This window comes from Streptomyces sp. NPDC002835 (genome assembly GCF_053591995.1).
Map to the genome: position 1 here is coordinate 21,129 of NZ_JBSFUW010000033.1, position 13,568 is coordinate 34,696.

At 71.0% G+C, this 13,568-nt stretch carries 11 protein-coding genes and 2 pseudogenes; 5 read left to right on the forward strand and 8 right to left on the reverse strand.

The features are described 5' to 3' along the window. Positions 1 to 615: 615 nt before the first annotated feature. A pseudogene (locus ACWD01_RS28225) lies at positions 616 to 1,538 on the reverse strand (IS5 family transposase). Positions 1,539 to 1,728: 190 nt separating this feature from the next. Here ACWD01_RS28225 and ACWD01_RS28230 point away from each other — a divergent pair. After that, positions 1,729 to 1,947, forward strand: coding sequence for an NUDIX domain-containing protein (locus tag ACWD01_RS28230; protein ID WP_451165615.1), 219 nt, complete (start codon positions 1,729 to 1,731; stop codon positions 1,945 to 1,947). Here the strand turns inward: ACWD01_RS28230 and ACWD01_RS28235 are convergent. The 5 genes from ACWD01_RS28235 to ACWD01_RS28255 form a co-directional block, all read right to left on the reverse strand. Beyond that, complete coding sequence (locus ACWD01_RS28235; protein ID WP_451165616.1) at positions 1,944 to 2,795, reverse strand: hypothetical protein; 852 nt, start codon at positions 2,793 to 2,795, stop codon at positions 1,944 to 1,946. The two genes, ACWD01_RS28230 and ACWD01_RS28235, sit on opposite strands and share 4 nt — an antisense overlap. Positions 2,796 to 3,258: 463 nt before the next feature. Next, on the reverse strand, positions 3,259 to 4,797 hold the full coding sequence (locus ACWD01_RS28240) for a hypothetical protein (protein WP_451165617.1): 1,539 nt from the start codon (positions 4,795 to 4,797) through the stop codon (positions 3,259 to 3,261). After that, a complete protein-coding gene (locus ACWD01_RS28245) occupies positions 4,797 to 5,978 on the reverse strand; it encodes an FAD-dependent monooxygenase (RefSeq protein ID WP_451165618.1) in 1,182 nt (393 codons plus the stop codon). Before ACWD01_RS28245 ends, ACWD01_RS28240 begins: the two co-directional genes overlap by 1 nt. Before the next feature lie 426 nt (positions 5,979 to 6,404). After that, positions 6,405 to 6,662: a peptidase inhibitor family I36 protein gene (locus ACWD01_RS28250; RefSeq protein ID WP_451165619.1), complete on the reverse strand. Its 258-nt coding sequence runs from the start codon at positions 6,660 to 6,662 to the stop codon at positions 6,405 to 6,407. 361 nt (positions 6,663 to 7,023) lie between these two features. Then, complete coding sequence (locus ACWD01_RS28255; RefSeq protein WP_451165620.1) at positions 7,024 to 7,974, reverse strand: LysR family transcriptional regulator; 951 nt, start codon at positions 7,972 to 7,974, stop codon at positions 7,024 to 7,026. A 705-nt stretch (positions 7,975 to 8,679) separates the two neighbouring features. Between ACWD01_RS28255 and ACWD01_RS28260 the strand changes: the two genes are divergently transcribed. Then, positions 8,680 to 9,693, forward strand: coding sequence for a winged helix-turn-helix domain-containing protein (locus ACWD01_RS28260; RefSeq protein ID WP_451165621.1), 1,014 nt, complete (start codon positions 8,680 to 8,682; stop codon positions 9,691 to 9,693). 9 nt (positions 9,694 to 9,702) lie between these two features. Then, a pseudogene (locus ACWD01_RS28265) lies at positions 9,703 to 10,485 on the forward strand (family 43 glycosylhydrolase); the annotation flags it as partial. 142 nt (positions 10,486 to 10,627) lie between these two features. Here the strand turns inward: ACWD01_RS28265 and ACWD01_RS28270 are convergent. Continuing rightward, the gene (locus tag ACWD01_RS28270; RefSeq protein WP_451165622.1) at positions 10,628 to 11,044 is read right to left on the reverse strand and encodes a carboxylesterase family protein; all 417 of its coding nucleotides are present in this window, start codon (positions 11,042 to 11,044) and stop codon (positions 10,628 to 10,630) included. A gap of 228 nt (positions 11,045 to 11,272) precedes the next feature. Between ACWD01_RS28270 and pyrF the strand changes: the two genes are divergently transcribed. Next, complete coding sequence (pyrF, locus tag ACWD01_RS28275; protein ID WP_451165623.1) at positions 11,273 to 11,974, forward strand: orotidine-5'-phosphate decarboxylase; 702 nt, start codon at positions 11,273 to 11,275, stop codon at positions 11,972 to 11,974. A gap of 18 nt (positions 11,975 to 11,992) precedes the next feature. Here pyrF and ACWD01_RS28280 read toward each other — a convergent pair whose 3' ends face one another. Continuing rightward, complete coding sequence (locus ACWD01_RS28280) at positions 11,993 to 12,577, reverse strand: helix-turn-helix domain-containing protein (protein ID WP_451165624.1); 585 nt, start codon at positions 12,575 to 12,577, stop codon at positions 11,993 to 11,995. 121 nt (positions 12,578 to 12,698) lie between these two features. Between ACWD01_RS28280 and ACWD01_RS28285 the strand changes: the two genes are divergently transcribed. Next, positions 12,699 to 13,535, forward strand: coding sequence for an EamA family transporter (locus tag ACWD01_RS28285; protein ID WP_451165625.1), 837 nt, complete (start codon positions 12,699 to 12,701; stop codon positions 13,533 to 13,535). Positions 13,536 to 13,568 lie beyond the last annotated feature (33 nt).

Below are 13,568 nucleotides of genomic sequence, written 5' to 3' on the forward strand. Positions count from 1 at the left end.
CGAGGCCGCCGGGATGCCCGCCGACTCGCTGGTCAAGAAGCTGCCGAACGGGCCTGGCAGACGCTGTCGGCCGGATTCGGCGCCACGGGGCAGCGCCGCTGCGCGTTGGCCTTGACCCTGGCCGACATTGCTGGCCCACGGCCAGGCACCGCCGACTGCTGACCCGCCGCACCCGATCAACCGGCGAATTCGCCTTCCACCGCTGCTACTCACCGGCCCCGGCCCTGCTGACCACGCTGATGCGATGCGCCGGGCGTCGCTGAACGGTGAAGGAGACGCTCCAGGCAGGAAAGGGCCTGGCCGTACTGGTCCCAGCACCGGGTCCGCCGCTTCACCGGCCGGCGTCGCTGAGTCACCCTGGCCATGCTCGCGCACGCCTCCCTCGCCGTCACCGCCGCGCGTGAAAGCTCCCAGCACCCCGCCCCGGACAAGCCGACAGCCCTGGCCTGCAACAAGATCCAGCACCTGTACGCCCGTCTGGTAGCCCGCCCCACTCACGCCCCAGCCACAGACTCGGCTGGTCCGATTGGCGGCGCCACCAAGCCCGAGCACGGGCCTGCCATTACCGACGGCAAGCCCTCACAGTATGAAGATCACGATCTAACGTCTCGAGCTCTAGGCAGTGTCTGATGGCTCTTTGATGAGGTCGCGGAGCCAGATCACGATGGCCGCGGTGGCCAGTGTGCCGTTGAAGATGTAGTCGCGTTTGTCGTACCGAGTCGCGACGGCCCGGTGCTGCTTCAGTTTCCCGATGCAGCGTTCGACGGTGTTGCGCCGGCGGTACTGCTCGCTGTCGAAGGACGGCGGGCGGCCGCCGGCCCGTCCGCGGCGGCGGCGCTTCGCGCGCTGGTCGTCCGGCTGGGCAATCGTTGCTTTGATTCCGCGTTTACGCAGGTAGACGCGGTTGGCACGGCTGGAGTACGCCTTGTCGCCACGGGCCCGGTCCGGGCGGGTGCGGGGACGTCCGGTGCCGGTGCGGGCCACACTCAATGCCTGCATGAGCGGGATGAACATCGGGCTGTCCCCGCGCCGGCCGGGCGAGGTCAGCCAGACCAGAGGCCGGCAGCGGTCATCGGCCAGCAGGTGGACCTTGCTGGTCAGCCCGCCCCAGGAGCGTCCCAGAGCCTCGCGTCCCTCTGGGTCCACACGTATGCCACCCCCTTTTCGGGGTGGTCGGCCGGCGGGCGGTGCCGGGCCCCGGCCGCGTGCTGGTGGGCCCGGCAGGTGGTGGAGTCGGCGTTGACCGCCCACGAGCCGTCCTCGTCCTGGGCGGTGGCATCGGCGCCGGCTTGTAACGCTCGCAGGATCTTCGACCAGGTGCCGTCGGCCGACCAGCGGCGGTGGCGTTCGTAGACGGTCTGTCAGGATCCGTAGCGCTCGGGCAGGTCACGCCAGGGAATGCCGGTCCGTGTCCGGTAGAGAACTCCGTTGACGACCGTGCGGTGGTCGGCCCACCGCCCACCCGGCCCGCCGGTCTCCGGCAGCAGCGGGGCTATGCGTTCCCACTGAGCATTCGTCACCTCATGCCGGCGCACCATGACCGACTCATGCCCGGAACGACAAGAGATCCACCACCCCGGGCAAGAGCCATCAGACACTGCCTAGTCTAGATGATCGATTCCAAGGGATCGTGCAGATCTCCGGTAGATGTATAGCCTGCCGGAATGTCCTCGTTGAACCTGCGTCACTGTCCGCGCGGTCGTCCTCGATGAGGGCGACCGTATCCTGGTGTGCCGCTTCGCCGTACCCAAGCCGACCGGCACGGTGGTCGTGTGGGCGGCTCCCGGTGGCGGTGTCGAGCGCGGCGAGACGCCCCTTGCCGCGCTACGTCGCGAGTTACACGAGGAGGTAGGGCTGGCCGTCGATACCGACCCGCCACATGCGTGGCACCAGCAGGTCGTCGCCCCCGGACACGCAGCAGGCTACGACGGAGTGGTCAACGACTAGATGCCGCTGACGCGGACCGTGCCGCTCGGGTTGTACGGCGCGCCGTCGAGGTCGGTGTCGCGGACGATGACTTCGCCGTTGGTTCCGTAGGACACATGTCGCAGGAACGGGCCGTTGTCGTCGCGCAGCACGAGCGGGGTCGGGTTCGACCCGCACGGGACGATCCTGAAGGACTCCGGGAGCGTCTCCTGCCGCTGTCCGTCCTCGTCGATGTAGTACACGGAGTCGTCGCAGCAGACCATGCGGGTCCAGGAGCGCTGTTCGTTCCCGGGGACCTGGTAGGTGACGATCAGGTGTGCCATGAGCCCGGCCGAGGGCCCGATGACCGTCTCGCGGATTCTCATGAAGAATTCGTTGGTTCCCGCCCTCGCCCCGGGAAGCACCTGCGCGGAGAAGGTGAACGGTGGCGGCTGGAAGTTTCCGGCGGCGTCGGTCCCGGTGTTGGCGGGGATCCACGCGCCGTCGTTGAGCCGGTAGTCCAGGAGTTGCTGGTCGGCGCCGAGGACCGTCGCCCGGAAGCGGAGCGAGGCGAGGTCCGCGGCCGGCGGGATCTCGAACGGCACCTTGGCGATCCAGTCGATCGGCACCGGCGCCAGGCTGGGCCCTTCGCCGGGACGGTTGGTGGTGGCCGTGCCGTTGTTCGGGTGGGGGGTCACCCAGTGCGCCTGCCGGGACGGGTCCGTGTCGGTGTCCCGCAGGGTCCAGCGCGTGTTCGGCGGCGCGTGATACATCGGGTACCAGGTGGACTGGTCCGACTCCAGACTCCAGGTCCACGCCGGGTCGGTCTGGCCGCCGGTCTCGTTGGCCTGGTTCGAAATGATGTGGATTTCCCGTGTCTGGGTGGACATGATGCACACGGTGGTGGGCTGACAGCAGCAGCTGAGCGTCACACAGTTGCCGTTGGCCATTGTGGATTCCCTTCTGTTCGCCTCCCGTGCCTCCTCGATTCCAAATGGGGGCAGGGGCACGTCAGTTACATTCCCTCGGTGAGATGGAAGTCGTGGGGAACCAACGAGCTCGTGGTTGCGAAAAGGGGTGGCGAAGTTCCCCGGCCAGGCGTACGTCGCGGAATTTGTGCGCCAGCGCATACCAGGCGCAAATCCGGTTCTGCCGAACGCGATGAATAGCGGTCTTTCCGGCGTCGAGAGATGCATTTCGAACAGGAGTCCCGAATCGGTGGTCGGGTTTATTTGGCGCATTCCGGTTCGGAAAGGGGCCCGGCACCCGACGGACGTGACGGACGTGGAGTGGGCCACGGGCCCGCTGCGCAGCGGGTCCGCCATGGTGGAGCGCTCGGCAGGGGCGGCCCGGTCAGCCCCTCGGGCTCGTCGGCGTCTTGGCGGCGAGGTACGGACGCGCGAGCAGCAGGCCGGTGGTGGTCATGACGATGCCGAGGTAGACCGGCGCGAGGTGGATGAAGTCGGTGTAGTGGATCGCGCCGTGCACCACGACGACCGGCAGGAAGCCGGCGGCCCCCGCCGCGGCCAGGGTCCAGAACACCCAGGCCTCGCCTCGCCGCCAGCCCCACGCGCTGAGCAGGACGATGGCCACCGCCGCGGCCATCAGCGCGCCGCCGAACCCGGCCCGGTCGTGGGCGACGAACGGCACGAGCCGCGGGTTCACGGATTCCAGCGTCTGTGTGTCGGCGCCCAGGAAGGCCAGGTCGGTCGGGACGAAGACACCGGTCAGGCCGACCACCGAGATCACCGCTCCGCCGACGAACAGCCCCACTCCCGTGACGATCAGCATCAGCTGGCCGGCCAGCGCCCGTCGGCGCTCCCGCTCCGGCCCCTCGGGCGCCAGGCGCCACCGGGGTGCGTGCGGGACCCGGCGGACTCCGGCCACGAACATCGGGAACAGCACGAGGGCGGTGGCCGTGTGCAGGACTTCCACGAAGCCGGTGGCCAGGAAGTAGAACAGGGTGGGGAAGCCGATCGCCCCAGAGAGCAGATACACCTCGCGGGCCCAGGGCCAGCCTCGTCTGATCCCACCCACGGCGAGGCCGGTGTAGAGGGCGCCGATCGCCACCATCGTGCCGGCCATGGTGATCCGGTCGTGCTGGAGGAAGGGCACGAGGTGGTGGTTGGCGGCATGCAGTTCGTGCAGCGTCATGCCGAGGTAGTCCCGGTCGTACCAGAGCAGCACCGGTCCGAGGGTGATCGCCGCGGCGCCGAGTCCGGCGACCGTCATCCCGAGCCCGACGAGCAGCGCCCACCACCAGGCGGGCCAGCGGCGGGGATCGCGGCCGACGTCCCGCAGCGCCGGAGCGGGCGCGGTGGGCGTGGCTGCCTCGGTGACCCGCTGGAACCAGCCGGGTCCGGCGGCGACGAGCACCCGGGGCCGGGCGAGGACGACGGCGCCCGGTTCCTCGAGCGCGGCGGCCGCGGCGGTGACCGACGGCTCGGACGCGTGGATTATGTGCGGGTCGTCGCCGCGGGTGAACCCGTCGACATGGGGCGCGAGGGCTGCCTCGGCCTCCGCGTCGCAGGTGCGGACGACCAGCGGGATCGAGCGGCCGGCGGCGGCCTCGCGTACGGTCTCCGCGTCGGCCGCCGAGACGGGCGCCACCTCGACGACACCGGCGCCGAGCGGGGGCATGGCGCGTACCGCTTCGCGGGCGAGCGAGGGCGGGACGGATATGCCGAGGCGGACGGTCACGGGGACGCCGGCGATCTCGCCGGCGAGCCGCTGTGGCGGATGGCGGTGGCCGAACCCCCGGGCGATCAGCCGCGCGCCGGCGGGACGGGAGCCGATCGAGGCCAGCAGCCGCAGTGCGGTTCGCTGCGAACGGCGCCGGCCGAGGACGGCAGCGGCCGGGCCGCGCAGCGGGTGATACGTCCAGTCCGGCATCAGTCGCCTTCTCTTCCCGTCGTGGTGGCCCGGTCGCCGGGCGCGGTCCAGCCGAGCACGGGCGTCATGGCACGCAGCGTCGCCCGCGACGGCGTCAGCCGGGCGACGGTGTCGCGCAGCAGCACCGCGGGCGGCCACGACAGCTGGCCGACTTCGCCGAGCCGGGCGGAGCGGCGCGTGACGGCCTGGGTCCTCGGGCGGCGCAGCAGGTCGTACGAGCGGAGCGCGGCGGCCACGTCCGGGGTGCCGTCGAGGCAGTGGGCGAGGGTGACCGCGTCCTCGAGGGCCTGGCATGCGCCCTGGCCCAGATTGGGGGTCATGGCATGGGCCGCGTCGCCCAGCAGCGCGACCCGGCCGTGGGCATAGGAGGGCAGCGGCGGCAGTTCGTACAGGTCGTGCCGGAGGACCGCGTCCGCCGGGACGGCGGAGAGCAGGGCAGGGACGGGGTCCGGCCAGGTCCCGAACCGGCGCAGCAGTTCGGCGTACTCGGACGAGCCCGTGGCCGCTCCCGCGGGCAGCGACGCGGTCGCGAAGCAGTACATCCGCCCGCCGGGCAGCGCCGTGCAGCCGAACCTCTCCCCCCGGCCCCAGGTCACCGCGCCCTCAGGAAGCGGTTCGGCGAGGGACTCGGTGACCATGCGCCAAGCGGTGTAGCCGGCGTACCGGGGGCCGGCCGCGTCCGGCCACAGGGCGCGGCGGACCGTGCTGCGCAGCCCGTCGGCGCCGACCACGAGGTCGGGCCGGGACTCGCCCCCACGGTGGTCGACGGCCGGGCGGTGTCCGCCGTCGCGGACCGCGGACACCTCACAGCCCGATCGCAGGCTGCCGGCGGGCAGTGCCTCGGTGAGCACCCGGAGCAGGTCCGCGCGGTGCAGGACGACCAGGGGATGGCCGAAGCGGCGCTCCAGCTCGGCGTTGTCCGTGCGGGAGAGCCAGCGGCCCCGGCGGTCGCGTACGCCGCCGGTGGCCTCGACGGCGCCGAGTGCCCGGACGGCGTCGGCCAGGCCGAGCGCCTCGAGGGCGTGCAGTGCGTTCGGCCACAGGGAGATGCCGGCGCCGATCTCGGTGAACTCGGGGGCCCGTTCCAGCACCTCGACGTGCCAGCCGCGGCGGTGCAGGGCGACGGCCGCCGCGAGGCCGCCGATCCCGCCGCCGACGATGGTCGCGGCGCGCTGCGGCATGGGTCCTCGTTCCGGTTTCGGGGGCGCCGCCCCCGGTCTGGTGCCCGAGCGGCATGGGACGCGACGCGGGTACGGCTGAGCAGCGCATCATAGCAACATGTCGACAGACGCCGGTCGATGTGCCGGCGGAACGGACCGGCTCCCCGCGCGGCCGCCGGACGGCGCCCTCATGGGGTCCGGCGAGCCGGCGGTGACGGCTTGGGAGCTCGCGGCTCCCGCGCCGTCACCGCCGGCTCGGGTCCAGCGGCTGCCCGGCCGGCTCATCGCTGCGGGGCGGGCGGCTGACAGAGCTCGCAGGGACCGCTCAGCATTCGCCCCGCCACTTCACCGTCCCGATCGTGGCGTAGATGATGTTGGCTTTGTACTGTCCCGGACCGGGGTTCCAGTGCAGGCAGATACGGCGGACCGAGGTCGTGTAGCCGTAGCTCAGTCGATGTGATCGGCGCTGGGGAAGACGTAGCCGTTGTGGAACACGGAGCCGACGTGATGGATCTCGCCGGACCAGTCACCGGCCGTCTTCATCAGCAGGGTTCCGCCCTGGTTCGGCTCGGAGTAGGCGCAGAAGTATCCCTTCGGGCAGCCGGGCGGGTTGGGCTCGGCGTTGGCGGGCGGAGCGGTGATCATCACGCCTGCGAGGGCGGCGGCTCCGGCCAGAGCGCTCAGAACGTGCTTACGCACATTCATGTAGCTCCGGGCAGTGGCGTCTTCTGCAGTACGGGCAACCTGTGCACCGCCGTCTACGATCCGTCCGCGGGGATTTTCAAGGTCTTCTTCCTCTACTCCTGCAACCGGTACTGGATGTCGAACTGGAACGGCTTCGGCGAGGTCCAGAACAGCCAGACCGGCGGTGCTGCCGCGTACCTCTACAAACAGGGACGGCTCCATCCGGAAGATCGTCCCCGCCGACAACGGCGTATACGCCCAGGACTGGACGCCCGTCTGGTCCCTCCGCAACTGCTGACCGCGCCATGGGGCAGGTCCCGGTGCTGTGCACGGGACCTGCCCCCTCGTACGCCCCCGGACGGACGGCGGACACTCCGCCCGCTCAGGGGGACAGCACGCGTTCCCAGCCGGGCGCGGCCATGACGGCGGCCGCGGCCTCCCGTACCGCCTGTACGCCCGGCCGGAGACGGCGCTGGGCCGGCCAGCCGAGGGCCGACACGGACGGGGACAGGTCGACCACGTCGACATAACGCACCCCCGGGCGGGGGAAGAAGTCCCGGGCCGCCGCGGGCAGGAAACACATTCCCTCGCCCCGGGCCACGGACAGCAGCAGCCCCTCCATGTCGGAGACGACGGGGCCGTAGCGCACACGAGTGCCGTCCGGACGGGGGTCCACCGCCCAGAAGTCCCACCACACCCTGGGGACTTCCGGCGGGACGTCCATGAAGACCCGGTCGGCGAGGTCGGCGAGGCAGATCTCGGACCGGGCCGCCAAAGGGTCGCCGGCCGCGAGACAGGCGACCCTGGGTTCGGTCGCCAGTTCCAGCAGCTCGATGGCCGGCGGCACGGGAGGCCGGAGGAACGCCACATCGACGTCGCCGGAGAGCAACTGGTTCAGATGCTCGGTGAAGTTGAGACTGTGCACCTCGACGGTGATCCCGGGGTGGAGGTCGCCGAGCCGCTCCAGAATCGCGCTGGTGTAGGGCATCGCCGCCTCCGCGCCGATCGTCCCGACCACCACGTGCCCGGTGAGCGTACGGGCCCACTGACCGGCGCGGACGCGCAGCAGTCCCATCGCCTCCACTGTGGCGCGCGCCTCCACCGTCAGGGCGCTGCCCGCGTCGGTGAGATGGACCGTGCGGCTGTCCCTGGCGAACAGCAGGACGCCCAGCCGCTTCTCCAGATCCTGGATCTGGCGGCTCAGCGCCGACTGGGTCATGAACAGCCGCGCCGCCGCCCTGCCGAAGTGCAGCTCCTCGCTCAATGCCAGGAAAAGACGCAGCTGATGGATACTCGGCTCCGCTGATCCCACCGACTCGGGCACGGCAGACATCCTCCACCTGCGGCCATAGCGGCCGCTGCATCGATCACGCCCATTTTCTCATCGCCGCCTGCCTGGCAGACGTGATTTCGCCGTGTGACGCTGTGTGTGCCGCTCCGCCGACCCGGGCTGACCACCGGGGCGGGCGGGGACGGCCGCACACGCGCTGGATCAGGGAATGGGGGACGGGTGAACCGAGGCACGCCCGCGTACCGCCGTGGGCCGTCCGCTGCCCGTCGGCTGCCTTCCGTGCGACGGCCTCTTCGTCACCGCGTCGGTGACCTCGACCGTGACAGCCGGGCCGCCGGCGGGCTTTGGCGCCGTCGGGGCCGTGCCGGCGGAGGGGGCAGGGGCGACGCACCGCCGCCTCGAAGACCGACGCGCGCAGCGGGTCCGGCGACCGGGACCAGGGACGACGCTTCGCGACCGTGACGGGACCGGACGGCACGTGGCCCGGCCGGGTGCGGGCCGACGGCCACCGCTTCCGAGCTCCTCATGCCCTGCCGCAGCGACGAGGCAGCGACGGCGACAGCCGACTGCGCCATCGACCGAAGCGGCCTCGGGCGGGCGCGTCGCGGCGAGCTGCCCGCCCGGGCCGAGGCGGGACGCACGCTGACCGCATCCCGGCCGAGACCGCGACCGGACCACCCGGCGCGGTCCCCGGAAGGAATGACCGGAAAACGCGTCCGGTCCCGATCGACCACAGGGGGAGACAAGGTGCTGCGCATTCATTTCACGGACGCGGATCTGGCCCGTGTCCGTCTGGCCCGGGAACCCGACCCGGTCTGGGAGACCCTGCTGGGCCTCCACCAGCTGGCCACGCCACAACGGGGCCTGCCCGTCTTCGCGCACTGGCGGCGCGGCGCCCGCGCCAGGCTGGCCGAGGAGCACCTGGCCGGCCCGGTCAGGATGCTCTCCACCCTGGCTCCGGCGACCGCGGGCTACTGGCCCGACTTCCTCACTCCCGACGCCTCGGCCGACGGCCTGGGAGCCGCGCTCGACGCCCTGCACGCCACTCCTGGAACACAGGTGCGCCAGGAGATGCACCGGCTGGCCGGCACCCACCCGCTCCCCCACTGGGCCCGTGGGCTGGCCGGTGGCGAACGGGACCGGATGGAGGAGGTGGCGACGGCGTTCCGGCTCGTGCACCGCGCGATCATCGCGCCCGGCTGGACCGGGGCCGCCATGACCACCGAGGCCGACCGGGGCCTGCGGACCCGCGTCCTGCGCGACCGCGGCGTCCACGGGCTGCTGGACTCCTTCCGGCCCCTGATGGACTGGCGGCCGCCCGTACTGCACGTGCGCTATCCCGAGGACCGGGACCTGTACCTGGGCGGACGCGGCCTGCGGCTGATTCCCTCCCACTTCTGCTGGGGCATGCCCATCGCCCTGGCCGACCCCGGCCTGCCCCAGGTCCTCGCCTACCCCGTGGCCCATCCCCCGTCCTGGGCGCCGGGGGTCACCCGGGACCGCCATCCCAAGGCGCTGGCCGCTCTGCTGGGCCGGACCCGCGCACGGGTGCTGGCGGCCCTGGACACCACCGCAACCACGGGAGAGCTCGCCCTGCGCCTGAAGATCTCCGCCTCCTCGGCGAGCGAACACATCACCGCTCTGCGAGAGGCCAACCTCGCGCACAGCCAACGCGCCCGCGCCCAAGTGATCCACACCCTCACCCCGTTGGGCACCGCGCTCCTCCACGGCGAACTCGGCCCACGCCCGGCGTCCGACTGAATGCGCGGCGTGCGCGACGGCGGCCGTTACTACATCTACTTCGCGGCCGGCCGTGGTGCGGCCCACCGCATGTACGTGATCAGCTCCGCCAGTCCCGACCGTGGATACACGGCCGAGACGAAGCTCGCTCTCCCCGACGACAAGTGGGCCATCGACGGGACCCTGTTCACCTTCAACGGGCAGCGCTGGTTCGTCTGGTCGGGCTGGGCAGGCGACACCGATGTCGAACAGAACCTCTACATCGCCCGGATGAGCAGCCCCACCACGCCGACCGGCGCACGGTACGTCATCTCGCAGCCGCGCGAGAGCTGGGAGCGGCTGGTCGGCCACCCGTTCATCAACGAGCCCCCTGAGGCGATCAAGGACCCGAACGGCCAACTGCACATCGTCTACTCCGCCAACGGCAGCTGGAGCGAGCAGTACTGTCTGGCCGACCTGCGGCTGCGCGCCGGTGGCGACCCGACACACGTGTGGGACTGGTACAAGTCCAACGGCTGCCTGTTCGGCTCCAACTCCGCGACGATGATGCGGGGCTGGCACCCGACGCTGCACGTCAACGGCCTCGGTCACCACAGTTTCGTCCTGCTCGACGGTGACATCGGTACGAGCCCGCCCGCCGGCCCGAGGTTTCCCCTGATGTTCCACGCGGTCGCGAAGGGGACGCCGTACGCGTGGGAGAACCGGTACTGGTACACCGGCACCTTCGCCTGGTGGGGCGACACCGCCTACAGCCGCGCCAACGTCCCCGGTCCGAACACCGACACGGGCTGGAGCCTGAAGTTCTTCGAGTAGTGGAGACGCAGGATCTGACGTAGGGATGACGGTCCCGGCGCCCGTGAACACCGTTTGCCGTGCGGCAAGCCGGGTCAAGGACGCCGGGCCGTCGGGGCCGTTGTGCCGTCAGCGCCGTTGCGCCATCAGACGACGGGCGCCGTCAGGAGGCGGGCCGGTCCCACAGGTCGCACTTGTGGTCCTGGGGGAAGGTCCTCCCCCCGGTGATCCCCTCAGGGGCCAGGGTCTGGACCTTCGGGAAGAGGTTCCATCGCGGAGCGTCCGCCGCGTACGGAACGCCCGTCTTCGCGAAGTTGGTCCAGTAGCCGAGCATCCTGTCCGCCAGGGCGTTCTGGGCGGGCGTGCCCGAGACGCTGCCGAAGACGTACCTGATCTCCGAACCGTGCGGGGCGCCGATCGGGAAACTGATCGGCAGGTTCAGATAGTCCATGGCGTGACGGTCGGCGAACTCGTACTGGTAGGACCGGGTGTGCGCGGACATGAGGCTCGCCGTCCGCGACTGGAGGCAGGCGAACTGGGAGTCCGTGAAGACGGCGCCAGCCCTGTTCATCCTCTTCATGGGGACAACTCCCTTTCGGCGCGGCTGCGTCAGCAGCACAGGCGGTTCTCCACCTCAACAACGCCGCGTGGCCCACCGCCGGGTGACACCTCCACCGAAGCCGGCACCGGCCTGGCCCTGGACGTGGACACGCCGGCCGGCCGAACGGCGACGGCCACGCACGGGCGGAGCCAAATCCCGGTCAGACACAGTGATGCCTCCAACGCCGCGTCGGTGACAATTGACGCCGTGGAACCAACCAATCGCATCATCGTCGCTCTGGATTTCGACAACCGCCGAGCGGCTGACGAAGTCGTCGACCGGATTGGTGAGGAGTGCGGCTTTTACAAGGTCGGATTGGAACTGCTCACAGCGGCCGGGCCGGACCTGATCGAGGAGCTCGTGGCCAAGGGCAAGGAGGTCTTCCTGGACCTGAAGCTCTTCGAGATCCCGAATTCTGTGGCCGGCGCGGTCCGCGTCGCCGGCGCTCTGGGTGTCTCCATGGTGACCGTCCACAGCATGGGCGGCACCGGCATCATGTGCGCCGCTGTCGCTGCGGCCCGTGACTTTCCACGCCTTCGCGTGTTGGCTCTGACCGTCGTCACCAGCATGACGAGCTCCGATCTCGCTGACATCGGCGTCACCGGCTCAGCCTCGACCGAGGAGCAGGTGTTGCGGCTGGCCCGGCTGGCACAAGGCGCTGGTTGCCATGGCGTGATCGCATCACCGCGGGAAGCAGGGCCACTGCGTGGTCTGTTGGGATCCAGTGCCCTGATCGTCACGCCGGGAGTCGTGCTTCCTGGTGAGTTCCCAAGTGAGCACGCCCGGACCGGCACGCCGGGTGCTGCCGTAGCCGATGGTGCGTCACACGTTGTCGTGGGCCGGACGGTCACCCGTGCCGCGGACCCAGCGGCCGCATTCCGGCTCGTCCGCAACAACCTGGAGCTGTGAACGGAGACGATCACCTCCTCAGCCCATTGAGGCCGGGCCCGGCGGGATGTGGACGGTCATGATCAGGTGGCAGGTCCCGGTTCCGGCGCCGCGGTAGGTGTGGGGGGCGTCGCCGTCGAAGGCAGCGGTCTGGCCGGCTTCGACGGGGTGCTCGGTGCCGTCGACGACCAGGGTCATGCGGCCGGAGGTGACGGAGACGGTTTCGACGACGCCCGCCTGGTGCGGGTGGCTGGGGTACTCCTCGTCCGGTTCGAGTTTCCAGCGCCAGACCTCGACCGGGGCCTGGCCCGTGGTCGTCAGCATGAGCCGGGCCTCACTGCCCTCCGGTCCGGTCCACAGAGGCGTGACGGCGTCAGCGGTCACGATGCGTACGCGGCCTTCGGCGGGGCCTTCCATCAGCGCGGACACGGAGACGCCGAGGGTGTCGGCCAGCCGGACCAGGGTCGCGAAGTTCGGGTTGCCCTGCGCCTTCTCCAGTCCGACCAGGGCGCCCTTGCTGACCTTGGCGCGCCGGCCGAGCTCGTCCAGGGACAGGCCGGCGCGGTTGCGGGCCGCCCTGACGTTGTGCGCGAGCGTCCGCAGAGCTTCCTCTGACTCGGCCATCCGATCGCCTTCCTCGCAAGTGGACCACTTCAGTGCACCGGTCGGTCGTTTGGTTGACACGCCACGGTCGGTTCAATGTACGGTTTAGTCGTTCCACTGAATAGTAAGGGATGTACGTACCGTGATCGCTCTGCTGCTGGCCCTGGGGAGCTCCCTCGCCTACGGATGCGCCGACTTCCTCGGCGGCCTCGGCGCCCGCAAGGCCCATGTACTGCGCACCGTGATGATCGCGGCCCCGGCCTCGCTCGCGGTCGAACTGCTGCTGTGGCCGCTCCTCGGCGCCTCCTTCAGCGCCGCCACCCTCGCCTGGGGCGCCGCGTCCGGGGTCGCGTCCGCCGCCGCGTTCGCCCTGCTCTACCGCACCCTGGCGATCGGCCCGATGAACGTACTCTCGCCCGTCACCGCCCTGGTGTCCGCCATGCTCCCGGTGAGCGTGGGGCTGCTCCAGGGCGAGCACCTGGGCATCGCCGGGCTCGTGGGCCTGCCACTCGCCCTGGCCGCGGTCGTACTGATCAGTGCCGGCCACGGCGCCGGATCGGCCCGCCCGTCCCGTACCGCGCTGCTGCTGGCCCTCGGCGCGGGCGCCGCGATCGCCCTGCAGCTGGTTTTCCTGCACCAGGCGCCGTCCGACAGCGGCGTGGGTCCGCTGATCGTGGGCCGGGCGGTCTCCTCTGCCGTTACCCTGGCCGCGGCCGGGGTGATGTACCGCAAACTGGGCGCCGAGAAGCCCGCGTACACGATGTCGGCCACCGCGGGTGTGCTGGATTCGGTGGCGAATCTGCTGTTCCTGCTCGCCGCACGCAGCGGAGACCTCGCCGTCGTCGCGGTGATCACCGCGCTCTACCCGGCCGGCACCGTCCTGCTCGCCCGCACCGTGCTCGCCGAACGCATCCACCGCGGCCAGCTCGTCGGCCTGGGCACGGCCGCCGTCGCCGTCAGCCTCCTCGCCCTCACCTGAACCGCCCGTACTGCCGCGCCACCGCAAGGAGAC

What these genes read in the sequence shown, in the direction of transcription:
- ACWD01_RS28235 (WP_451165616.1), bottom strand. Translation starts at nt 2,795, where the DNA reads ATGTCCACCCAGACACGGGAAATCCACATCATTTCGAACCAGGCCAAC.
- ACWD01_RS28240 (WP_451165617.1), bottom strand. Translation starts at nt 4,797, where the DNA reads ATGCCGGACTGGACGTATCACCCGCTGCGCGGCCCGGCCGCTGCCGTC.
- ACWD01_RS28245 (WP_451165618.1), bottom strand. Translation starts at nt 5,978, where the DNA reads ATGCCGCAGCGCGCCGCGACCATCGTCGGCGGCGGGATCGGCGGCCTC.
- ACWD01_RS28250 (WP_451165619.1), bottom strand. Translation starts at nt 6,662, where the DNA reads ATGAATGTGCGTAAGCACGTTCTGAGCGCTCTGGCCGGAGCCGCCGCC.
- ACWD01_RS28255 (WP_451165620.1), bottom strand. Translation starts at nt 7,974, where the DNA reads ATGTCTGCCGTGCCCGAGTCGGTGGGATCAGCGGAGCCGAGTATCCAT.
- ACWD01_RS28270 (WP_451165622.1), bottom strand. Translation starts at nt 11,044, where the DNA reads ATGAAGAGGATGAACAGGGCTGGCGCCGTCTTCACGGACTCCCAGTTC.
- ACWD01_RS28280 (WP_451165624.1), bottom strand. Translation starts at nt 12,577, where the DNA reads ATGGCCGAGTCAGAGGAAGCTCTGCGGACGCTCGCGCACAACGTCAGG.